The sequence below is a fragment of the Acuticoccus mangrovi genome (assembly GCF_016411865.1).
GTDB classification, from domain to species: Bacteria; Pseudomonadota; Alphaproteobacteria; order Rhizobiales; family Amorphaceae; genus Acuticoccus; species Acuticoccus mangrovi.
The window spans coordinates 518,512-540,950 of the sequence record NZ_JAEKJA010000003.1 but is presented as its reverse complement, the minus strand read 5'-3'; the positions used below and the strand labels follow the sequence as shown (position 1 = coordinate 540,950).

The window sequence follows — 22,439 nt, the reverse complement described above, 5'->3', positions numbered from 1 at the left end:
GCGCGGGCCCCATACGGCGGGCGATCGTCATGAACCAAACCATGTCCGTGCTGGACATCGTCGTCTTCGTCCTTCCCGGACTGGCGGCAACGTTCAGCATCCTCGGATCCGCCGTGATCGTCGGCCTCGCGCTGGCGATCCTCGCGGGGCTGGGGTCTCTGTCGTCGCAGCGCTTGGTGCGCGTCCTGTGCCTCACCTACATCGAGGTCTTCCGGGGCACGTCCTTCCTGGTGCAGCTCTTCTACTTCTACTATGTGCTGCCGCTGCTCGGGGTATCGCTCGCCCCCTTCTGGGTCGGCACGCTGGCGTTGGGGCTCAATGCCGGCTCCTACGGTGCGGAGCTGACGCGCGGCGCCCTGCTCGCCGTCGCATCGAACCAGCGGGACGCGATCATCGCGCTGAACATCCCGCGGGTACGCGCCTTCTATCGCATCATCCTGCCGCAGGCGGCCGCCCGCATGATCCTGCCGATGGGCAATCTCCTCCTCGAGATGATGAAGAGCACGCCGCTGCTGGCGTTGGTGTCGATCGCGGACCTTCTCTATCGCGGCCAGATGTTGATCGCCCTCAATGGTCAGGCGCCGATCGTCTACGGCGTCTTGATGGTGATCTACATCGCCTTCGGCTGGCCGCTGGCGCGCGGCGTGGCGCTGCTCGACGCCTGCGTGACGCGGCGCTGGGGTGGCGCCCATGTTTGACCTCGAGTTCCTGATCGCCCACCTGCCGGTGCTGTTGTCGGCGACGGGGGTCACCATCCTCATCACCGTGCTCGGCATGGCGCTGTCGCTCTGTCTGGGGCTGGTCCTGGCCGTGGTGCAGCTCTACGCGGCGTGGCCGATCGCGCGCCTCGCCTACGTCCTCGCCCAGTGCGTGCGCGTCAGCCCGCTTCTGATCCAGATCTATTTCGTCTTCTACGTCCTGCCCTTCTACGGTCTGACGCTGCCGCCTTTCCTCACGGCGGTGCTCATCATCGGCACGCACTACGGCACCTACGCGAGCGAGATCTACAAGGCCGGCATCCGGTCGATCCCGCGCAGCCAGCACGATGCCGTCGTCGCGCTCAACATCCCGCGCTGGCGTGCCTGGTGGCGCATCCTGCTGCCGCAGGCGGTGATCCCGATGATTCCGGCCTTCGGCAACTGCGCGATCGCGATGCTCAAGGAGAGTCCGCTGCTTTCGGTCATCACCATTCCGGAGCTCGTCGGCGTCGGCCGTCAACTCGCGTTCGAAACCTTCAAGTACACGGAAGTCTTCACCGCGCTCGGCCTGATCTTCCTGGTCCTGAGCTCGCTCTATTCCGTGCTCACCCGGTGGATCGAGCGCGTCACGCGGGTGCCGGCATGACCCCGATCGCCACGATGCGCGACATCAGCAAGACCTACACCGACGTGCCGGTGCTCGACCGCTTCAACCTCGACATCGCGCCGGCCGAGAAGGTGGTGCTGATCGGGCCGAGCGGGTCGGGCAAGACCACGGTCCTGCGCACGCTGATGACGGTGGAGATGCCCGACTGGGGCGACCTCGCCGTCGACGGCGTGACGCTGCACTTCGGCGACCGGCTCGGCAAGGCGCCGAAAACGTCGAACGCCGTGCTGCGCGCCTATCGCAGCAAGCTCGGCATGGTGTTCCAGCAGTTCAACCTGTTTCCGCACATGACGATCGAGCAGAACCTCGTCGAGGCGCCGATCCACGTCGCCGGAATGCGGCGCGGCGAGGCCGTCGACCTCGCGCATCGCCTCCTCGCCCAGGTCGGTCTCTCCGACAAGGTGAAGGCGTTTCCGAACCAGCTCTCCGGCGGCCAGCAGCAGCGAGTGGCGATCGCCCGGGCGCTGGCGATGAACCCCAAGGTGCTGCTCTTCGACGAGGTGACGTCGGCGCTCGACCCGGAGCGGGTCGGCGAAGTGCTCGAGGTGATCCGCGACCTGTCGGCGGAGCGCTCCGTCGCCATGCTGATCGTGACCCACGAGATGGGCTTCGCCCGGCAGATCGCCGACCGCACGATCTTCATGGAGGCCGGGCGGATCGTCGAGGAGGGCCCGCCCGAGCAGATCTTCGGCGAGGCGCAGAACCCGCGCACCCGCGCCTTCCTCGGCAAGATGCTCCATCCCTAGATCCAGAGACGAGAGGACGTTGTGTATATTCGCGAACCCATGCCCGGCATTCCCGGCGATCCGGCCTGGCCGACGGCCGCAGAGTGGCTGCGCGGCGACTACGGCGAGCAGCCGGCCTCCGCGCCCCACATCGGCGTGATCGGCGTGCCGCTCTCCCAGTCCTCCGCCCCACCCGCCGCGCAGCACATGACGCCGGCCCTGTTCCGGCAGCATCTGGAGCGCTTCGCCTGCTTCGGCGCAGGGGTCGGCATCACCGATCCGCGCTCCGTCTATCTCAGCGAGGAGGTGCGGGCGAGCGACCTCGGAACCCTCGAGATCGGCCATCTCCACAACGTGCCGGCGCAAGAGAAGATCAAGACGGAGTTCACCGAGCTTGCGGCGCGCGGGGTGCCGGATCTCCTCTTCTGCATCGGCGGGGATGACGCGGTGATGCGCCCGGTGCTGACGGGGCTGCACGAGGATCCGGGGCGGATCGGGCTGATGATGCTCGATTCCCACCACGACGTGCGGCTCGGCTATCGCAACCAGGGTCCACACAACGGGGCGGCCGTCCGCTTCATGATCGAGGAGGATGGCCTTCTCGGCTCCAACGTGGTGCAGATCGGCATCGCCCCGTTCGGCAACTCGCCCGTCTACCGGCGCTATTGCGACGAGCACGGCTTCACCATCGTGGAAGCGGGGCCGGCGCGGCGGGAGGGCTTTGCGGCGTGCGTCGCCCGCCATCTCGACCAGCTCGCCGAGCGCGTCGACACGATCATCGTCGACATCGACGTCGACGTCCTCGACGCGGGCTACGGGCCGGCCTCGCCCGGCGCGCGCCCCGGTCAGATCGCGCCATGGGAGCTGCACGAGGCGTGCAACGTGATCGGCGCCCATCCGGCCGTGTCGACGCTGATCGTCGTGGAGGTCGACAAGACGATGGACCTCTTCGGCACCGGGCTCGACAACGCCTGCGTGTGCTTCCTGCAGGCGGCCTGCGGCCTCGCGGTCCGTCCACGCTAGCGCGCATCGCGGCGAAGAGAGAGCGGGTCCGCCGCGCGGAAGACGCTCACACACAGGGCTCTAGGGGTGGCTCGATGAACGGACGTCCATCGAGCCGGCGCTAGACGGCATCACCCACGATCAAGGCGGGCCCAGACGCCGGAGCGATGCGCTCCGGCGAACGGTGCGGCTCGTCCGAGCGAGCAAAGTCAGGAGAGTTCGGCGTGTCGGCTACAACTCGGGGCGTGGTCATGGCGCTGGCGTCGTACGCGCTCCTCACGTGCGTCGACGCGCTCGTGAAACTGCTCGGAGCGCATTACCACGTCTTCCAGATCACGCTGTTCAACTGCGGCTTCGCGCTGGTGGCGATCCTCACCATCGCGTGGCTTCGTGGTGACGTCCGGCGGATGAAGCCGCGCCGCTGGCGCCTCCACCTCGTGCGCGGCGGCGTGACGGTGGCGACGACGGTGGTCAACTTCTGGAGCTACGTGCATTTCCCGCTCGTGGACGTCTACGCGATCCTGTTCTCCTCGCCGCTGATTGCGACGCTGCTCGCGGCGGCGGTGCTGAAGGAGCACGTCTCGCCGCGGCGCTGGGCGGCGGTCGCGATCGGCTTCTGCGGCGTTCTCATCGTCCTGGAGCCGTCCGGCGTGGCATTCCGGTGGGCGAGCCTCATCCCGTTGATCGGGGCGTCGGGGATGGCGGTCAACATGATCCTCCTGCGCCGGCTCGGCCTCAACGGCGAGACGGTGGAATCGACGGGGACCGTAGGGAATGTCTGCGCGTTGCTGATCGCGCCCTTCGTCGTGCCGGCCGTCTGGGTCGAGCCGCGCGGGCTCGACTTGATGCTCGTCATGGCGAGCGGTCTTCTCACCGGCTGCTCGTTCCTGCTCCTCGCCTCGGCGTTCCGCGCGGCCCCCGCCGCCAGCATCGCGCCGCTGCAATACGCCCAGCTCTTCTTCGCCACCGTGGCCGGCGTGGTGCTCTTTTCGAGCGTCCCGGCCTGGCACACGGTCCTCGGCGCCGCCGTCATTCTCGGCTCCTGCCTCTGGTCCTTCCGCGAGGGCGCCGCGCCGACGCTCTGACCCGGCATCGATGGGGATGGGCGGTCAGTCGATCTGAGAGTGCGGACCGGAGTCGTGCGGCGTGCCGCTCGGCGACGTGCTCGCATGATGGGTCGAAGACGAGCTAGCGGAACAACAACGGGTAGAGCGAGGCGACGAGCAGGAGCGCCATGGCGATATTGAAAGCCCTGAACCTTTGTCCCACGGCCAGCCAGTGGCGCAGCGTGGTGCCCATGCTGGTCCAGATCGCGTTCGACGCCAGACCGGCGGCGGCGAAAGACGAGGCGACCAGGAGCGTGGAGGCCAGGGAACGCTCGGGCGCATAGAGGGTGATGGCGGAGAGGCCGATTGCCCAGATCTTCGGGTTCACCACCTGAAAGGTCGCGGCTTGGACGAACGTCAGCGGGTGAGCCGCCGTGCTCTTCGCCTTGGTTGGCATGGTGTTCGCGATCTTCCATGCGAGCCACAGGAGGTAGACGGCGGACACGCCGAGCAACACCTGCTCCAGCACCGGAAACATGTCGAAGACGGCCATCAGCCCCAGGCCAACCGACAGGGTGATGCCGAGAACGCCGGTGGCGACGCCGCTGAGGTGAGGCAGCGAACGGCGAAAACCGAAGTTCGCACCGGACGCCATCACCATAATGTTGTTCGGTCCCGGCGTGATGGTGGCGGAGACGACGAACAGCGCGAGGGTGGGCAGGGTATCCATTTTCATCCGATCTCGCCACTTGACAGTCATCCTACTAGAAGGTAGATTAATCTTATGAGCAACCTGACAAGCACCTCTGACGACATTCTTCGTTGCGCGCGCTCGCTCATCATCGAAGGGGGGTATAACGGCTTCAGCTATGCCGACATCTCCAAAGTGGTCGGCATTCGCAAGGCGAGCATTCACCACCACTTTCCCAGCAAGGTCGATCTGGTTCGCACGCTCGTGGTGCGCTACCGCGAAGATGCCGAGACGGCGATCGCCGAGCTCGGGCGTGCCTATCCGCAACCCGCGGATCAGCTCCGCGCCTATACGGGATACTGGGCGGGCTGCATCGCCGACGCGACGCGGACGTTTTGCGTCTGCGCGCTGCTCGCAACCGAACTTCCGGTTCTTCCATCGGAGGTCGTCGCGGAGGTCCGGGCCTATTTTCGGATGTTCTCGGATTGGCTGACCTCTCTCATGGAGCAAGGTGCGGATGAGGGGACGCTCACTCTGGCCGGGACCGCACGATCCGAGGCGGAGGGGTTCATTGCAACGGTGCACGGCGCAATGCTCTCGGCGCGGGCGTACGGAGACCCCTCGGTCTTCACCGTCGTGACCCAACCCTTGATCGAGAGGCTCGTCGCTCGTCGACAATGAGAGGGGTGACAATTTGCCAACCTAGCCTACCATCTAGTCGGTAGCTACGTGGTGAATTTCCTTTCAAGTCGTTGCGGAGATTCGGCGCACCGCATCGGCTCTCACACAAATTTGCGCCAGCAATATACCTACTAGTAGGTATAAAGGAGATGACATGATCACCAAATTCGGACCGGCCTTGCTTGCGGCCATCGTCAGCCTGCCGCTCGCCACAGGCATCGGATCCCCTGCTGCGGCCCAGGATGCCGCGGCGCAACCGGTCAACGTGCGCGGCTCCGTCGTGAACTTCGCGGACGGGACGTTGGACGTCAGGACGCGCGAAGGCGAAACCGTCGACATCACCCTCGCGAACGGGTGGATGGTGTCGGGCGTCGCGGGCGCAGACATCTCGGACATCAAGCCGGGCGACTATGTCGGCATCGCCTCGCTGCCCACGGCGGACGGCGGCGACGGGGCGCTCGAGGTGCTGATCTTCCCCTCGGCGCTGAAGGGCACCGGCGAAGGCAGCTTCGGATGGGATCTGAAGCCGAACAGCACCATGACCAACGCCACCGTCGCCGACGCCGTCACGAGTGTGGACGGCCAAACCGTCACCGTCTCCTACCACGGGAAGGAGAAGACGATCGCCGTTCCGCAAGGAACGCCCGTCGTCACCTTCGCGCCGGCTACCAAGTCCGATCTGAAGCCGGGCGCCGTCGTGTTCATCCCGGCCAGGAAGGCCGCGGACGGGACGATGACGGCGCAGCGCATCGTCGTCGGCACCAACGGCGTTGTCCCGCCGATGTGAGGCGACGCCACCACCGGGCGGGCGTCTCAGCCCGTCCGGCCGGTGGGAGCCTCGACCTCGCTCGTCGCTCCCATCACCACCTGTTCAGCCAACCACAGGACCTTGCCATGTCTCACGAGACGCCACGGCGGCGATCGACCTCGCGCCGGAAAAGCGTGCTGATCCGACGCCACTCCGTCCTGACCCGTCTGACGCATTGGGTGAATGTGCTGTGCCTCTGTGTCCTGCTCTTGAGCGGCCTTCAGATCTTCAACGCCTATCCGCGGCTTCACTGGGGCGAGTACGGCGCAGATGCCGACCCCGCCGTCGTCGAGATCGGAGCCGATGAGGCCAATGGGAAGCCGCGAGGCTACCTGAAGGTCGGCGGCGTTTCCCTCGCCACCACGGGTGCGCTGGGTCTATCGACGGTGGACGGTGTGCGGATGCGCCGGGCGTTCCCCGCCTGGCTCACGCTTCCCTCCTACCAGGATCTCGCCGCCGGTCGTCGCTGGCACTTCTTCTTTGCGTGGGTCTTCGTTTTCAACGGCCTCGTCTATCTCGTCCACGGCCTGTGGAGCGGGCACCTGCGCCGCGATCTGTTGCCGGATCGCCGTCAACTCGGCCCGCGTCACATATGGCGGGAGATCGTCGACCATGCCCGCCTGCGCTTCCCGTCGGGTGAGGAGGCCCGGAACTACAACACGCTCCAGAAGCTCAGCTATATCGTCGTCATCGCGGGGCTGCTGCCGTTGATGGTGCTCACGGGCCTGACCATGTCGCCCGGGATGGATGCGGCGTTTCCGCAGCTTCTCGACATCTTCGGGGGGCGTCAGTCGGCCCGCACCATTCACTTCATCTCCGCATCGCTGATCGTCCTCTTCGTCGTCATCCACGTCGCCATGGTCGTGCTCTCGGGCCCTTGGAACAACATGCGCTCGATGATCACCGGCCGGTACGCCATCCGCCCGAAGGAGCTGTCGCATGAGTAACCCCCTGACCCGCCGGCGCTTCCTGATCGGCGGCGCGCTCGGCGCCGGTGCGCTCGCGGCCGGCGGCTATGCTGCGCTGGGGCGGGGCGCGGACGTCGACGCCGTCTTGCAGTCGGCCGAGTGGGTTACGATGGACGCACAGCGTGCCTTGCTCTGGCGTGGGTCGCTGGCCCGCGAATTCTCGGAGGCCGACATCTCTCCGACGTTCCGCGTCAACGGCACGCAGGCGCCCGATTCCGCAGCCTATGCCGCGCTCCATCGGAGTGGGTTCGCCGACTGGAAACTGAAAATCGGCGGGCTGGTCGACCGGTCGCTCGAGCTCTCGCTGGCCGACCTCAGGGCACTTCCGTCGCGCACCCAGATCACCCGCCACGACTGCGTCGAAGGTTGGAGTGCGATCGGCAAATGGACCGGCGTTCCGCTCGGCCACGTCCTGCAGATGGCGGGACTGAAGCCCAACGCTCGCTTTGCCGTCTTTCACTGTGCCGACGAGCTGGAGAGGACGTTCGACGGCAGTGGCCGCTACTACGAGAGCATCGACCTGATCGACGCGTTCCATCCGCAGACGATCCTCGCCTACGCGATGAACGACGCGGCCTTGACGGTGGGGCACGGCGCCCCGCTTCGGCTGCGGGTGGAGCGGCAGCTCGGCTACAAGCACGCCAAGTACGTCATGCAAATCGATGTGGTCGACGGTTTCGAGAACCTCTGGGGTGGCCGAGGCGGCTTCTGGGAAGACCGCGGATATCAATGGTACGCGGGGATCTGAGCGGGTGTCGCGTGCGCCGTCGCCGGGCCGGGACGACGGTCACCCGCGCGTGGCGGCGGCTCTTCCCTGGGGCGCAAAGCTGTCCCAGAGGCGCATAGTCACGGCCACCACCTCCTCGAGCTGCGCGCGGGGCAGCCTGTCGCGCGCCTCGATCGAGAGGCCGAGGAGAACCGTGTCGAACATCAGACCGAGGGCCGCGGTGTTGCTCTCGGGGTCGAGGTCACCGACGGCGACGGCGCGGTCGACGCAGGCGGAGAAGCTGGCGCGATTGCGGGCGCGGGTTTCCGCGACGCAGGCCGCAAGCGCGGCGTTGTGTTCCGACCAGCCGGACGCTCCGAGGGCTACGAGGCATCCGGTCGGCAGGTCCGGCGCGGTCTGCATGCGAACCGAGGCCCGCAGCGCCCGTTCCACGGCTTCGCGTGGCGGCAGGGTGGTGTCGCTGAGCGGCGCCAGAGCTTGACCGTGGATCGCCTCATAGCGCTCCAGAATCTCACGAAACAGGATCTCTTTGGAGCCGAAGGCGGCATAGAAGCTCGCCGACGACAGCTTGCCCATGGCGGCGGCGAGCTGGCTGACCGTGGTCGCCTCGTACCCCTGCAGCCAAAATAGCCGCATCGCGGCGTCCAACGCGCTCTCTCGGTCGAAACTGCGGGGACGACCCGTTCGTGCCATGCCGGCCTCGTCGATTTGTCGACTTATGGAGTAGGCACTCTGGAAATCGTTGACAAGCGTCGGAGATTTATGGAATGATCACTTCATAAGTCTGGGAGGGACGATGTCCAGCCGGGCGGGACGTTGCCCGAACGGCGGAGCGATCATCGGACGTCCCCAAGCACTGACGCCCCGGCAGCCCGAAGGAAAGCGGACATGGATATCGGCGTAGTCGGCCTGGGAAGTATGGGGCGGCATCTGGCCGCCAATCTCGCGGCGGCGGGCCACGCGGTGCGTGGCTGGAACCGTTCGTGTCTGGAGCCAGGGGCCGTCCCGGGCGTCGCGCTCGTCTCCGATCCAACGGAGGCGATGCAGGCGGATACGATCATCACTATGCTGTCCGACGATGCGGCGGTGCGCGAGATCCTGCAGGCCCACGGGCGACTGAACGCGGCGCGTCCGGGGGCGGTGCAGGTCATGATGGCGACGATCTCTCCGGCTCTGTCGGAGGAATTGGCCAGGGATCATGCAGCGGCGGGGCTCGGCTATGTCGCCGCGCCGGTCTTCGGCACGCCCGACGTGGCGGAAGCGGGGGCGCTGAACATCATGGCCGCGGGGCCATCTGAGGCCGTGGAGCGCGTCCGGCCGGTGCTGGAGGTCCTGGGCAAGCGGGTCTTCCGCATGGGCGAGCATCCGGCGCAGGCAAATATCTCGAAGATCGCGGGCAACATGATGATCACCATGGCGATCGAGGCGCTGGCCGAGGGGATCACTCTGACGGAAGCCTATGGGGTCGCCCCGGCGGATTTCACTGCCCTCTTGACGCAGACCCTCTTCGGCTGCCGGGTTTACCAGAACTACGGCGGCAAGATCGTCGAGGAACGCCATGCTCCGGGGTTCAAGCTGACGCTCGGGCTCAAGGATCTCCGTCTCGCGACCGATGCGGCCCGGGCGCGGGCGCTGAGCACGCCGATGCTGGAGACGGTGCGGGGCCGGATGAGTGAGGCGGTGGAGGCGGGTCTTGGTGCAGAGGACTGGTCGGCTATGGCACGTTTGACGCGCAAAGGCGCGGTAGAGAAAGGGGACCAGTGATATGCCCAAGACCTGGCTGATCACCGGATGTTCGAGCGGCTTCGGCTCACTTCTGGCCGAGGCGGCGGCGAGCCGTGGCGACCGCGTCGTGGCGACTGCACGCGACGTGTCGAAACTCGCGCCACTGGTCGCCGCGCACCCCGAGAGCATCGTCCCGGCCGTCCTCGACGTGACGCGACCCGAAACGGCCCGAGCCGCCCTCGCTCTGGCGAACGAGCGGTTCGGCGGGATCGACATCCTGGTCAACAATGCCGGCTATGGCTTCATCGGCGCGTTGGAGGAGGGGGCCCCGGAGGAATATCGCCCGCTGTTCGAGACCAATGTCTTCGGCCTCATCGAGACGACCCGCGCCGCGTTGCCGACGCTGCGTGCGCGGGGTGGTGTGATCGTCAATTTCTCGTCGACCGCGGGGATCTCGGGTAGCGCCGGATCGGGCTACTACAACGCCACGAAATTCGCCGTCGAAGGGCTGTCCGAGGCGCTGGCACAGGAACTCGCCCCCTTCGGCATCAGGGTCATGCTCGTGGAGCCGGGACCGTTTCGGACCGATTTCCTCGGGAGATCGATCACCGTCGCCTCGCACGAAATGCCCGAGTACGCCGAGACCGCGGGACGTCGCCGGCGGTATAGGGAGACAAATGACGGCCGGCAGGCGGGCGACCCCGCCAAGGCCATCGCAGTGCTGATGCAAGCGCTGGACGCCGAGTCGCCGCCGCTCCGTCTGCCGCTCGGCGCGCGCGCGTTTCAAGCGGCCGATGCGAAGCTTGCCAGCTTGGGCGCCGATGTCGAGGCCTGGCGCTCGGTCGGCATCGCGACCGACTTCGACCCGGCCTAGCCGCGCCCAGCGCCCGTACCCCTCCGAGGCGGCGCGTCCTTGACGGCCCCGGGCGCGAAAACCTCGAGCCACCGGGCCGGCAGGCTCTCCCGGAACGGCGGCAGGCCACTGCCGCCGCGGGTTTCATGGGCGGGGTCGCCCGTTCGGTCCGGTGTCGGTGGCGGCGTCGAGAGGGGAGTGGCGAGGATGGGCCGTGGCTCAGCCCAGCCGCATCGAGAGCTCGATATCCTCGGCGAACGGTATGGACATGTAGCCGCTGTCCGGCGCACGCACGCGCTCCAGATATTCCGGGCAGAAATCGGCATTGTCCGCGACGACGAGCGCGCCGGGTCTGAGGTGGCCTTCGACCAAGCCCAGGATTTCGGGATAGAGCGCCTTGGCCCCGTCAAGCAGCAGGAGGTCGATGCCGTCGGGCAGATCGACGCTCAGCGTCTTGAGGGCATCGCCCTCGCGGATCTCGACCAGATTGACCAGCCCGCCCTCCGTTAGATGCTGACGTGCGCGCGCCACCTTGGAGGGCTCGAACTCGCTGGTGATCAGGTGCCCGCCGCCGTTGTCGCGCAGGGCCGCCGCCAGATGCAGCGTCGAAATGCCGAAGGACGTGCCGTATTCGACGACACTGCGCGCGCTCGTGCTGCGCGCCAGCATGTAGAGAAGCACTCCGGTCTCCCGCGAAACCGGCAGCCAGAGATCCTTCATCAGCTCATAAAGATGAAGATATTCGGTCTTGCTGTGCATCAGCCGCTCCCACTCGTCACGGGAGAGTGCGGTCATGGTCGGGCTTCTCGCGGCGTCGGCCTCCGCGAACAGCCGGTCCAACAGAGGCGCAACAGGTGCAGCGTCGAGAGTGGTCATCGAGAGATCCTATTGAAATAGAGGGTTGTTTTAGTTTCCTCGTAGAAATACGATTGTTTCGTCGCATTTTCTATTCGCGTTCCCGAGAGCCCGATGACCGATCAATCAGCGCCCCAGATTTCCTCACGAAAGCAGCCCAAACAGGCCCGCTCGACCGAGCTCGTCGCAGCGATACTGGAGGCGGCGGCTCAGGTTTTGGCGCAGGAGGGCGCGCGGCGTTTCACGACCGCTCGCGTTGCCGAGAAGGCAGGCGTCAGCGTCGGCTCGCTCTACCAGTATTTTCCGAACAAGGCGGCGATCCTGTTCCGGCTGCAAAGCGACGAATGGCGGCAGACGAGCGCACAGTGTGATGCCATCCTCGGTGACACCACGTCCCCGCCGCTCGACCGGCTGCGAACCCTCGTCCATCGCTTCGTCCGCTCGGAGGTCGAAGAGGCGGCGCTTCGCGTGGCCTTGAACGACGCCGCGCCGCTCTACCGAGACGCTCCCGAGGCGCGGGAAATCGATGCCGAAGGCGATCGCATCGCCGCAAGGTTCATGCGTGAGGTCCTCCCGGATGCTCCCGATGCGACGCGGCAACTCGCCGGCGATCTGGTCCTTACGACGATGACCGCCGTGGCGAAGGAGTTTTCCGAGACACCCAGAGCCGACGCCGAGATCGGCGCTTACGCGGACGCGATGTCCGACATGCTGTGCGCCTATCTGAATGGACTGAAGCATGGCGCCGATCCCGTCGAGAGCGCCTCGGGTGAGTGACGTCTCGTCGGCGAGCGCCCTCGCCGCGCGAGGGGGGAGGGTGCCCGCCTTGACGATCGCGGCCGGCTCGGATAGCCGGTTGAGTGCAGTCGCACGCATCGCGCTGCCGTAGGCGTTACCGTCATCCAACGCATCCTATGTCGAGAGGACCCCAGCAGGGAGATCTCGGCCTAACGGTGCCACGGTATGCCTTCACACCTCTGCCCAGCCGCCGCATGTCGGTCGATACCGCACGGTCCGACGGGCCCGCATCGTCGCGACGATCGCGGCGCTTGCCGGCGGGCGCTCGGTGGGGTCATCCGGTTGCCGTGGCCTTCCCGTGACAAAGGCCTGAGGGAGCCGCACAATTCATGAAGATGACTGGCAATACGATGTTCGTCACCGGCGGGACGAGCGGCATCGGCCGCGCGCTGGCGGAAACGTTCCACGACCGCGGCAATCGCGTCGTCGTTGCGGGGCGTCGGCAAGACCTGCTCGACACCATGACGGCGGAGCGTCCCGGACTGGTCGGGATGAAGGTCGACGTGACCGACCGCACGGCTCTGGCGCACGCCGCGCAGACGGTTCACGCGGCATTTCCCGATCTCAACGTGCTTGTCGCCAACGCCGGCGTCTCGAGGCCGGAGGACATGACCGCGGAGAACTGGGACATCTCCGACGCCGAAGCGGTCGTCGAGACGAACATCCTCGGAGTGCTGCGCACGACAGCCGCCTTCCTGCCGATCCTGAAGCGGCAGCCGCGCGCGACCATCATGGCGACGAGTTCTGCGCTCGCCTTCGTGCCGCGCGCGGACTTCCCGACCTATTGCGCGAGCAAGGCGTTCCTGCACTCCTGGCTGACGTCGCTGCGCCATCAGTTGCGCAACGGCCCGGTCGAGGTGCTGGAGCTTTCGCCCCCCTATGTGCAGACCGCGCTGACCGGCGCGCAGCAGGCGTCCGATCCCCGGGCGATGCCGCTCGCCGACTACGTCGCCGAGGTGATGCGATTGTTGGAGGCGGGGAACCACCCCCGCGGCGAGGTGCTGCTCGAACGAGACTTCCCCAGAAGATGGGCGGAGCGGGACGGCCAATATGAGGCGATCTTCGCGGCGATGAACCCCGCCTGAGCCCTCGGGTGGACGTCGGAGGCGGGCCCTGCCGTGGGCCCGCCTCTCGCGCTCTCCGTCAGGGGGCGACGTTGGTCCGATGGCGCAGGGTCTCCGGCCCCGCCATGTCCCGCCGCGACAACCGCCCTGCGGGGCGGGATCAGGCGGCGAAGCCTCTCGCTCGCAGATGGTCTTGCTTCGCGTTGCGCACGGCCCGTTCGGGCGACATGAAGGTGTGAGCGATCCCCTCGACCATCGTCAGCCCCTGGCGGCGGTTGGGCGCGTTGTGTTCGCCTTCCACGTTGAAAATGAGGTGGCTCTCCACGTCCGTGATGCCACAATACGCGAAAGTGCCGACATCGATCTGCGTCCGCATCGCGTCGGCGTAGCCGTATTTGTCGTATGTCGCCTGGGTTGACCCTCCGATTCCGATCAGCACGGTGGGCACGTTCCCAAGCAGCGACGACAGCGGCGCCTTTCCCCGATCTTCGACGCCCTTGCCGTATTGGTAAGCCCAGCCGGGTGTGAAGACCCGCTCGATCCACCCCTTCATGATGGCGGGCATTCCCCACCAGTAGACCGGAAAGACGAAGGCGAGCTTGTCGGCTCGTTCGATCCGTCGATGCATCTCGGCGATGTCCGCCGGAACGGGTCCGCCCCAGAAATGCGCATGATCGTCGGTGGTGAACCGTGGATCGAAGTGTTCGGCGTGAAGGTCGAGGATATCGACAGAATAAGACGCCGTCCGGAACGGTTCGACAAAGCGCGTCAGGACGGCAGCTGGATACTTGTCGGTATAGGGATGGGCAAAGACAGTCATGAGGTGCATGGGGTCGGCCTCATTGGTTGGCGTGTCCGGTCGTGCGGTTGAGGAGGCGCGCGGCCGCCGATCGGGCTGCGGCGAACGCCGCCGGTCCGCGGTAGCTCGCCATCGATGTCGCGCCCTCGAAGAGGACGAGGATCTGGTCGAGGAGATCGCCGTCGGCCGCCTCTCCGAGGTCGTTCGCGAGCACGCGCGCGATCCGTTCGTGGAGCTCCCGGCGATAGTTCGAGACCTGAGCGGCCACGGCCGGTTCCCTGCCGCCCATTTCGCCCTGAGCCCGCAGAAAGAAGCATCCGCGTGCCCCCTCCGTTCGCGCCCACGTTTCGAGTGCCGCGAAAAGAGCATCGACACTGTCGACGTCGAGCTGGTCGAAGAACCGCTGCCGACGCGCGTCGAGCACCGCACAGATGAGCTCGGTCTTTCCGCCGAGATGCTTGTAGAGCGTCCTGCTGGAAACCTGCGCGGCTTGCGTGAGTCGGTCCATCCCGGTCGCCGCGAATCCATTCTCGTCGAAGACGGGCTCAGCCCGCGAGATAATGTGAGTCTTGATGTCCACACCCACCGATGTAAAACGAGCGTTTTACATCGTCAAGTGAGGTCGGGTCGCGCATGGGTGGACAGGAGGCAGCCCGCTGCCACGAGCCAACTTTCGCGACTTAAGTGAGCGAGTGGTGCCAGCGCGTGAGATGAATTTTGTGCCGCTTCCTCGTGCACTCGTTTCTGAGTTACTTCCATCGTCTACTGAAAAGCGATGGGCTCCGAAGCTTTGGCTCCGGCTGGTTGCTTGCCTTGACGGCCGCGCCGCCACTATCAATGCATCTATTGCGACGCTCCTTCAGTTTATGACGTGTGAGTGGGTCCTTTGCCGCCGATCCGCTCGCTCAAGGCTTGAGGCGCTCTGCCGAGATTGGCTGACATCCACACCCAGTCGGTATGTGGTCGCGGGGGTGCGTCTTGGGCCCAGCAGCCTTTACAGCAAGGCGATCACGTATTTGCCTTGGAGCGAAAGACATGCCACGGTTCCCAGTGGCGAATTTTTTGTATCAATCATAACTACTCTAAAAAGTAGATCTGCGATTTCGAGGCGTTTTAGCATGGTTCGCATCGAGCCTAGTGCATCAATCGTCAGCACAGTGCATGGGTGGTTGGCTAACGCACTGACTATCGACGTTATTTGACGGTCCTTCAGTGATGTTGAAGGTTGGCCTCCTCGTCGAACAACTGCTGCACGGTCTAGTGCTCATCTTCACTCGTCCGGGGATTGGTGGTGCGCTGGCGGTTGGTGTCTTACTCTTCGCTGCGATCGTCTGTGTTTACACCCTTGACTGGTACATCTCGGCTCGCCTCGAAATCTGGCGTGCACGACGGGTCGTCGAGCATGCGTTTGGATCAGACGTTCACGCGCGCCGCCGAGCATTTGCTAGTGAATTTGATGAGATCAACAGCGCACTTGCCCGCCTAGGGCGGATTGGACCGGCATGGGCCGAGTTTGAAGAAACGCTCATTAAGCCGGATGCCAGCAACACCGACGCGCTCGGCTCCAGCAACATTCGCAATGTGCGCCGCCCCCAAGATTTCATCTCACTTCGCGCGACCGGAATGGGGGGCGAATTCGTACGCTCTTTTCCGGGCGTCATTGTCGGCTTGGGGCTCGTTCTCACCTTCGTTGGGCTCATTGCGGCTCTGACCGTCGCGGCCGGCAACCTCGACGAAGCAATGACACCGACGGGTATGCGGGACGTCCTTGGGACGCTTCTCGGCACTGCGGGCGCGAAATTCTACGCTTCGGCGACCGCGTTGGCGTGCTCCATCGTGCTCGGCCTCCTCCAACGACGTCTCTTCGCAAGTCTTGTCGGCCAGATGCAAAGCCTGAACCACGCGCTCGAAGATCGCCTTCAGTACGATGAGACGGCACTCTCACGGGTCGAGCAGCTCCGCGTCATCAAGGAGCAGAACGACCAGATGCGCGACCTTGCCGCCGATATTGCCCTGCAAATCGGCAATCAAGTCGCGGAGAAGGTTTCGCCGCTCAATGCCACCCTCGGAGCTACGATGGAGGCGGTTGCGGCCAAACTCGATCGCATTGCCGATCAGACGGGGACGAGCATCGCATCGACCCTTGGTGATCGCTTCGAGACCGCGCTCGCCGACACGCTGTCACAGCTCGATGGCACGCTGAAGACGGTGCGCTTCGAGCTCACGGCCTTGCCGAATCAGCTTAGTTCCGCCGTCGGCGCGATGGACACTGCGACGAGCGCACTTGCCGGACGATTTGGCCAGGTGGCCGACAAAGGTGCGGAGGAGGCCAGCGCGCAGATCGAGGCGAGTTTGGCGCCGATCCTGAATGCGCTCGGCGACGCCGCTCGAACAATTGAAGCTGCCGGCGGCGCCGTGACACGCGGGGCCGATCAGGCACTCGAAACCATGACGGACCGCTTTGGCGCAGCAGGCATCGGTTTTGAGGAGGCGGCGACGAAGGCGGGCGCCGGTCTGGCGCGTGAAAGCGAGGCTGCGGCAGTCCGCCTATCTGCAGCCGTTGCGCCAGTCGAGGCCGCAGGGGAGGCGATCGGCCGCGCGGCGACTGCGATAGCGGCGCAGACGCAAACGATGGTCGACGCGGCAGAGCGCTTCAGCGAGAGCCTGAGTGAAAGTAGGTCGGCGCATCGTTCCATTGCCGGCCTCGTTATCGACGCGACGCGGGCCGCCGAGACGGCTACGGAGCGCCAGGAGACGATCGCCGCCCGGTCTCTCACCCTAGCGGATCAGCTCGATCGCTCCGGCAGTGTCGTGAGCGCGGCCATCGAGACTCTGAAGACCACCGCGGAGCAACTCGCCGGCCGTTCCGAAAGCGTCGCGGCCGACACGAGCAAGACGGCGGACCGGATCGCCGAGACACTCAAAGCCGCGCAAGAGGCGCTGTCTCAGCACGTGGCCCGCTACGACAATCTTGACGACCGGTTTGCGGCCGCCTTCACGGCGTTCCAAGAGGTCATTGCGGCGCAACAACGCGATCTTGCTCACCACGTGCAGGAAATCGACCGCGCCTTCGCAAGCGCGGTCGGCGAGCTGCAGGAGCTCGTCGACGACCTCTCAGGTCTTAACCGCGCATCCCAATCGCCGCCGCAAGGCGCTCGCGTATGATCGACGGTGACGCCCTGCACGAGGAGGATGAAGGCTACTTCGCATCCATGACCGACATCATGGTCGGCCTTCTGTTCGTCTTCATCATCGTCATCATGTTTTTCGCCTTGCAGATCACGGACGCGGACCCGGACGTGGTGTCGCGTCAGGATTATGAGGAGATGGTTGCCGAGCGCGACGACGCACAAGCGGAGGTCGGACGGCTCGAAGTCGAGAACGCGAAGCAGCGCGAAACGATTGCCGAGCTTGAGCAAACGGCGGACGACCTGCGAGCGGAGATCGAGCGCCTCAAGGCGGAGCTCTTGATGACCCGCGCCGACCGCGTCAGCCTTTATCTCGCAGCTGCCGACGCGCGGCGGACCGAGATCCTGCGGAGCATCCAAAGCGCGATGCGCGCCGTCGGCATCGATGTCGAGATCGTCGAAGAGCAGGGGGTTGTGCGTTTGCCGAACGATCTGCTGTTCGCCTCCGGTAGCTATACGATCGGGGGCGGCCGAGCCGCCTCGGCGGTTGCCGAACTGGCGGCAGCGCTCGCACGTGTGCTGCCCTGTTTCACCCGCGGGCCCGCATCTCAGCCGAAAGCATCCTGCAATCCGGATGCGGCCTTTGTGGAGGCGGTCTTCGTGGAAGGACACACCGACCGAGTGCCCGTCGCTGGTGCGCTTGCTTCGACCGTCGTCGACAACCTCGGACTGTCGGCGCGGCGCGCGGAAACGACATACCGCCGCCTGCTCGCTGTCGAGCCGATGCTAGCGGATTTTCTCTCGGTTGATGATGAGCCGGTGCTCAACGTTGCGGCCTATGGCGAGACACGGCCGATTCGGGGGAACACCGACCTGTCGCGTGATCGTCGCATCGATCTCCGGATCCTGATGCACACACCGCGGAGCGACACGCTTGAGCGGGTGGAAAGCCTCGTCGCGGCGCGCCAATGAGCCGCCTTCAAGACGCCCTCGATGTTTTTCGCCCCCCGGTTTTCACACCTCTTGCGCCATCGCACATGGTTGCCCGCGTCGCCTCCATCGCGCCGCGTCCTCGGCGGCTCGGTGCCGACAAGAATCGCATGGACGAGCTCGTTTCCGCGCTCGCGCACAACACTGTGCCGGCCTTGTCCCGCTCGGCGCTTCGGTTTGGCCTTTGGCAGCCCACAGTCGCGGACAACGCGGCCCCGGACGGGTTTCGCCAACTCGTCCGGGAGGCATTGAGGCGCGATGACCCGCCGTCAGCCCGCGCTCTCTGGGCCGCATACCTGCGCACCTTCACCGCCGATTCTTTCCCGACCCAGGAGCTCGCAGGCGCCGTCGATGCCCTCCTGCCGCGCTTGTCACCAAGGATCGCCGGCCCCATCCACGCGTATGACCTCCACCGGCCGCAACTTGCACTGATGCGCGTCTCGGATGCGCTCGCTGATCCATCCGGTGCCGGACTCGGTCCACTCCGCGCGATGCGCCCATCCGTGTTGCGCTCGCGTCTTGGCGCCTGCGCGGCGGCCGGCACTATCGAAGCGCTCGCCGGGAGGACCGACTTGATCGAGCACGTCCTCGGCCAGATGCGCGACGGGGACGGACGCTTCACCGCGCCGCTCACGGAGTATCTTTACCCGGCGCTGGTGAGGCCCTACTTCGACCGGCCACCAAACGAAGGCGCAAAGCAACGCGTGATCGAATGGATCCGTAGCGCCTACGGTGACCCTCGCCTGCCAACGACGAGTCGCCCGATGTTGGCCGAAGCCCATCTTTCCGATCGCTGCGTCAACACAGTGCGCCGCTGGCTCGCCATCGAGACGCTTCACCTCTTCATCGAAGTGATCAACAAGACGGCCATTCCGCAATGGGAGCACCGCCGTGACTTTTGGCTCCCCTACTTCGAAGCGAACTTCGTAACCGACGTGCATGTCGTTTTTGGAAGCAAAGCACGAGAGTTCGCGGACTCGATTCGCCAGCGGACGAACCAACATATGCGATGGGCCGATCTGAGTGGGGCAGACACGGATCAGTCCGTGCTTTTGATGCACATCGGAAGCTTGATCGTCGCGGAGTGGTCACACGACGGCACGCTGAGGTTTTGGCCGCAGGGCGACCACGCCGCACCGGATCTGAAGCAGCAGAAGTTTTCGGGCGCAGAGCTGCGTGACGGATCGATGATGGTCCGTAACGAGTACGGCCGCGCAGTTGATGGGATCCGTCATGACTCCTACCCGCTGTGGTGCGAACGAGCCCGGCGCGTCATCGCCGAGCACACGGGTCTGATGCCATGACGGCGTGCCTTGTCTCGAAGGCCGTCGACGGGGGCTTTGTCATCGCCGCCGAGGAGACGGCCCGCGGCCTGCTCCGCCGTGCGACGCGCCGACTGGCCACCTCGGAATGGGCGGCACATGGGCTTCCGGCGACGTCCGCCGGCCGGATCGCCCTGCGTGCCCTTCTCGCCGACGATCTCGCGGAAATGCGCGACAACGACGTCTTGATCCACGACCGAGGCGCTGCCCGTCTCGATGTGGGTGAGGCCGATGCGCTCGGACTGCCGCAAACCCTTCCCTTCACGCTCGAGATTGCAACGCGTGACAACATCGCCTCCGACCGCTTCCGGGCGGTGGCCCGCTTCGTCGATCCGTCCGGCGGGATCGTCAGGATCGAGCGGCGTGGGGCAAGCGCCCGGGTCGGGGCTCGTCTGTTCCGCGTGCCGGAGAGTGTCGGGCGCGTCATCGACGCAGCAGAGGCGATCAACCACGCGCATGACGCAGACCAGCGGCTTGCGGCGATCGCAGCCCTGAAGGCGCTGTTGCCGGATGAGGCCAACATCAAGCCCGACACCTTCCTCAAGCGCATCCGCCTGCACCACGCGCACACGATGTTGCTCGACGTGCGGACCGTGGACGGCGAGGTGGAGTTCGACCCTGTGCTGCTGTCGGAGTGGAAGGAGGGCGGCGAGCCCTCACCCCTCCTCGGAGACGCCGAACAGGAGCGCTTCCGATCGACCTTCCGCGGTCGTGGTGTCATGCCGGCCTTCGTATTGGGCAACGGAGAGTACGTGTTCGTGGATCCGGCGCTGCGCCGTGCGCTCGGCGTCGTGCATGAGAAGCAGCGAGCGCCCAACGCGGAACGGGTCGACTTCGTCCAGCGCCCCGAGCGCGTCCTTGCCGACGCCGGAGCGCTGCCGGAGCCGGATGGGGAGGACACGGAGCCACCGCGCTTCGTCGAGACGGCAACCTACTCCGAGCGGGTCCGCGAGATCGGCCCGTGGGTGCCTCCGGAGCTCCCGTTCATCAAGAGCGTACCGAACAATTGGTTGCCCGAGCGGTTCGCCATCCTCCTCGGCGACAAGCTGGTGACCCTCGAAGCGCAAGGCGTTCCGCCAGCCCTCGCCGCCGTGCAGAAGGCGCGGGCGGACGGGGCATCGACGGCGCAGGTCGGTGATGTAGAAGTGCCTGCCACCGCTGACGTCGAGCGCACGCTGGCGGGCCTCGATGCGGTGTCACGGCCTCCTGATCGGGACGAGCCGACGTCGTCTGAAAAGAAAGGGCAGTCGGACACCGCCGGTGACACGGATCACATCCGTTCCGGGCCGCATGCGCCGGTCATCCTCACCAACTACACCGAGATCGATCACCTGCGCGAGGCACGTGCCCGCGAGATGAACGACGCGACGCCGTCGTTGCGCTCCGAACTGCGTCCGCACCAGGTCGAGGCCCTCGCATGGCTTTGCGAATGCTACACGGCTGGTCGTCCCGGTGCGCTGCTCGCCGATGACATGGGTCTCGGCAAGACGATCGAGGTTCTGGCGTTCCTGTCTTGGTGGCGTGCGGCGTCGACCGCGCCCCGTCCGATCCTGATCGTGGCGCCGACCAGCCTTCTCGACAACTGGACGCGCGAGCACGCGACCCACCTCGCCACTCCGCTCGGCCCGCAGCTCACGGCGTATGGTCCCGGGATCAAGCTGTTGCGCACGCGAACCGGCAAGGAGGAAGCGACCGGCACGGGGCACCTCAATATCGAGGCGATCGCTTCGGCCGGTTTCGTCCTCACCACCTATGAAACGCTGCGGGATTTCGCGATCTCGTTCGCGGCAATTCCCTTCGGCATCGCCGTCTACGACGAGACGCAGAAGGCGAAGAACCCGAAATCGCGCCTGACGAACGCGGTGAAGGCGATCAATGCGGATTTCTCCATCGCGATGACCGGCACGCCGGTCGAGAATCACATGGCGGACCTTTGGTCGATCTGTGACCTCATCCAGCCCGGCGTCCTCGGCACGTTGCGTGACTTCGTCGACCGGTACGACCCGTCTTTGGAGGACCTCACCCCATTCTGTGAGTTGCGCACCGCGCTGCTGGAGCGTGACGATGAGGGCCTGCCACCGCTCGTCCTGCGTCGGCTGAAAACTGATGTCGTCGATCTGCCACCCCTGATCCCGCATCCGGTGGAGCGCGAAATGGCCGGCCGTCAGGCTGAGGCCTACCAACATGTGGTCGCCCGCGCCCGGGCTGAAGGTGGTCGCGAGCAGTTGCGGGTGCTCCACGATATGCGCTCGATCTCGCTTCATCCCGTCGACCGTAGCAACGAACCGGACCTGTCGGATGAGGCGTACATATCTCTGTCCGCGCGACTCGCCGAGACCGTATCGATCCTCGACGACGTGCAGCGCGAGGGCGCCAAGGCCCTCGTCTTTCTGGACGCGAGACGGATGCAGGACGTCCTGTCCGATCTCCTCGCGCAGCGCTACCGCATTCCCGCGCCCGACATCATCTCCGGCGAAACGCCGGCACGGCGCCGGCAGGAGATCGTCGACCGTTTCAGCGCCGCCGAGGGCTTCTGCGTGCTGATCCTATCACCGCGGGCGGCCGGGGTCGGGCTCAACATCACAGCGGCGACCCATGTCATCCATCTCGACCGCTGGTGGAACCCGGCCGTCGAGGATCAGTGCACTGCGCGGGCGTATCGGATCGGTCAGACCCGTCCGGTCACCGTTCACCTGCCGATGGCCCTTCACCCCGGCTTTGGCGCTGCCTCATATGACCGCGTGCTACATGGCATCCTGACGCGTAAGCGAAAGATGTCCCAAACCTTGTTCATGCCGGCGGAAATCTCCGCGTCGGAGTTCGGCGACATAGCTGGGTCCGCAACCGACGATGATGGATTCTCGGAGGGCGCATCCTGATTTGATACCGGCT

At 65.7% G+C, this 22,439-nt stretch carries 22 protein-coding genes; 17 read left to right on the top strand and 5 right to left on the bottom strand.

Translation table 11 applies throughout. The annotated features are described in order from the left end of the window. Positions 1–41: 41 nt before the first annotated feature. The 5 genes from JCR33_RS06480 (at position 42) to JCR33_RS06460 (ending at position 4,177) form a co-directional block, all read left to right on the top strand. Complete coding sequence (locus JCR33_RS06480; RefSeq protein WP_211110093.1) at positions 42–698, top strand: amino acid ABC transporter permease; 657 nt, start codon at positions 42–44, stop codon at positions 696–698. After that, a complete protein-coding gene (locus tag JCR33_RS06475; protein WP_198881193.1) occupies positions 691–1,344 on the top strand; it encodes an amino acid ABC transporter permease in 654 nt (217 codons plus the stop codon). Before JCR33_RS06480 ends, JCR33_RS06475 begins: the two co-directional genes overlap by 8 nt. Further along, positions 1,341–2,111 (top strand): amino acid ABC transporter ATP-binding protein, encoded by a 771-nt coding sequence (locus JCR33_RS06470; protein ID WP_198881192.1) that lies wholly within the window; start codon positions 1,341–1,343, stop codon positions 2,109–2,111. Before JCR33_RS06475 ends, JCR33_RS06470 begins: the two co-directional genes overlap by 4 nt. Before the next feature lie 21 nt (positions 2,112–2,132). Further along, positions 2,133–3,113, top strand: coding sequence for an arginase family protein (locus JCR33_RS06465; protein WP_198881191.1), 981 nt, complete (start codon positions 2,133–2,135; stop codon positions 3,111–3,113). A 230-nt stretch (positions 3,114–3,343) separates the two neighbouring features. Continuing rightward, positions 3,344–4,177, top strand: a complete 834-nt coding sequence (locus tag JCR33_RS06460; RefSeq protein WP_211110092.1) for a DMT family transporter — start codon at positions 3,344–3,346, stop codon at positions 4,175–4,177. 103 nt (positions 4,178–4,280) lie between these two features. Here the strand turns inward: JCR33_RS06460 and JCR33_RS06455 are convergent, their stop codons facing one another. Next, complete coding sequence (locus JCR33_RS06455; protein WP_232372312.1) at positions 4,281–4,868, bottom strand: LysE family translocator; 588 nt, start codon at positions 4,866–4,868, stop codon at positions 4,281–4,283. Between the two features lie 54 nt (positions 4,869–4,922). Here JCR33_RS06455 and JCR33_RS06450 point away from each other — a divergent pair, with 54 nt between their 5' ends. From JCR33_RS06450 to JCR33_RS06435, 4 genes are all read left to right on the top strand, one after another. Beyond that, positions 4,923–5,510 carry a TetR/AcrR family transcriptional regulator gene (locus JCR33_RS06450; protein WP_198881188.1) on the top strand — a complete coding sequence of 196 codons (588 nt, stop codon included), beginning with the start codon at positions 4,923–4,925 and terminating at the stop codon, positions 5,508–5,510. Positions 5,511–5,664: 154 nt separating this feature from the next. Beyond that, positions 5,665–6,297 (top strand): DUF5666 domain-containing protein, encoded by a 633-nt coding sequence (locus tag JCR33_RS06445; protein ID WP_198881187.1) that lies wholly within the window; start codon positions 5,665–5,667, stop codon positions 6,295–6,297. 107 nt (positions 6,298–6,404) lie between these two features. Next, positions 6,405–7,265 carry a cytochrome b/b6 domain-containing protein gene (locus JCR33_RS06440; protein ID WP_198881186.1) on the top strand — a complete coding sequence of 287 codons (861 nt, stop codon included), beginning with the start codon at positions 6,405–6,407 and terminating at the stop codon, positions 7,263–7,265. Further along, positions 7,258–8,034, top strand: coding sequence for a molybdopterin-binding protein (locus tag JCR33_RS06435; RefSeq protein ID WP_198881185.1), 777 nt, complete (start codon positions 7,258–7,260; stop codon positions 8,032–8,034). Before JCR33_RS06440 ends, JCR33_RS06435 begins: the two co-directional genes overlap by 8 nt. 39 nt (positions 8,035–8,073) lie before the next feature. On the opposite strand, the gene JCR33_RS06430 is transcribed toward JCR33_RS06435, so the two are convergent. Then, entirely contained in the window at positions 8,074–8,649 is a 576-nt protein-coding gene (locus tag JCR33_RS06430; RefSeq protein WP_198881184.1) for a TetR/AcrR family transcriptional regulator, read from the bottom strand. 180 nt (positions 8,650–8,829) lie between these two features. Between JCR33_RS06430 and JCR33_RS06425 the strand changes: the two genes are divergently transcribed. Continuing rightward, a complete protein-coding gene (locus JCR33_RS06425; RefSeq protein ID WP_332461129.1) occupies positions 8,830–9,777 on the top strand; it encodes an NAD(P)-dependent oxidoreductase in 948 nt (315 codons plus the stop codon). Between the two features lies 1 nt (position 9,778). Further along, on the top strand, positions 9,779–10,612 hold the full coding sequence (locus JCR33_RS06420) for an oxidoreductase (RefSeq protein ID WP_198881182.1): 834 nt from the start codon (positions 9,779–9,781) through the stop codon (positions 10,610–10,612). A gap of 198 nt (positions 10,613–10,810) precedes the next feature. On the opposite strand, the gene JCR33_RS06415 is transcribed toward JCR33_RS06420, so the two are convergent. Continuing rightward, positions 10,811–11,467 carry an O-methyltransferase gene (locus JCR33_RS06415; RefSeq protein ID WP_198881181.1) on the bottom strand — a complete coding sequence of 219 codons (657 nt, stop codon included), beginning with the start codon at positions 11,465–11,467 and terminating at the stop codon, positions 10,811–10,813. A gap of 93 nt (positions 11,468–11,560) precedes the next feature. Here JCR33_RS06415 and JCR33_RS06410 point away from each other — a divergent pair, with 93 nt between their 5' ends. Together JCR33_RS06410 and JCR33_RS06405 are read left to right on the top strand one after the other, a co-directional pair. Next, entirely contained in the window at positions 11,561–12,223 is a 663-nt protein-coding gene (locus JCR33_RS06410) for a TetR family transcriptional regulator (protein ID WP_198881180.1), read from the top strand. Between the two features lie 350 nt (positions 12,224–12,573). Beyond that, a complete protein-coding gene (locus JCR33_RS06405; protein ID WP_198881179.1) occupies positions 12,574–13,329 on the top strand; it encodes an SDR family oxidoreductase in 756 nt (251 codons plus the stop codon). Positions 13,330–13,468: 139 nt separating this feature from the next. Here the strand turns inward: JCR33_RS06405 and JCR33_RS06400 are convergent, their stop codons facing one another. Both JCR33_RS06400 and JCR33_RS06395 read right to left on the bottom strand, forming a co-directional pair. Then, positions 13,469–14,137: an NAD(P)H-dependent oxidoreductase gene (locus JCR33_RS06400; RefSeq protein ID WP_198881178.1), complete on the bottom strand. Its 669-nt coding sequence runs from the start codon at positions 14,135–14,137 to the stop codon at positions 13,469–13,471. A gap of 10 nt (positions 14,138–14,147) precedes the next feature. Further along, complete coding sequence (locus JCR33_RS06395; protein ID WP_198881177.1) at positions 14,148–14,687, bottom strand: TetR/AcrR family transcriptional regulator; 540 nt, start codon at positions 14,685–14,687, stop codon at positions 14,148–14,150. A 635-nt stretch (positions 14,688–15,322) separates the two neighbouring features. Here JCR33_RS06395 and JCR33_RS06390 point away from each other — a divergent pair. The 4 genes from JCR33_RS06390 (at position 15,323) to JCR33_RS06375 (ending at position 22,426) form a co-directional block, all read left to right on the top strand. Continuing rightward, entirely contained in the window at positions 15,323–17,272 is a 1,950-nt protein-coding gene (locus JCR33_RS06390; RefSeq protein WP_198881176.1) for a hypothetical protein, read from the top strand. Continuing rightward, positions 17,269–18,207, top strand: a complete 939-nt coding sequence (locus JCR33_RS06385; protein ID WP_198881175.1) for a hypothetical protein — start codon at positions 17,269–17,271, stop codon at positions 18,205–18,207. Before JCR33_RS06390 ends, JCR33_RS06385 begins: the two co-directional genes overlap by 4 nt. A gap of 128 nt (positions 18,208–18,335) precedes the next feature. Then, a complete protein-coding gene (locus JCR33_RS06380; RefSeq protein WP_198881174.1) occupies positions 18,336–19,529 on the top strand; it encodes an EH signature domain-containing protein in 1,194 nt (397 codons plus the stop codon). After that, on the top strand, positions 19,526–22,426 hold the full coding sequence (locus JCR33_RS06375; RefSeq protein ID WP_198881173.1) for a DEAD/DEAH box helicase: 2,901 nt from the start codon (positions 19,526–19,528) through the stop codon (positions 22,424–22,426). Before JCR33_RS06380 ends, JCR33_RS06375 begins: the two co-directional genes overlap by 4 nt. Positions 22,427–22,439: the final 13 nt, after the last annotated feature.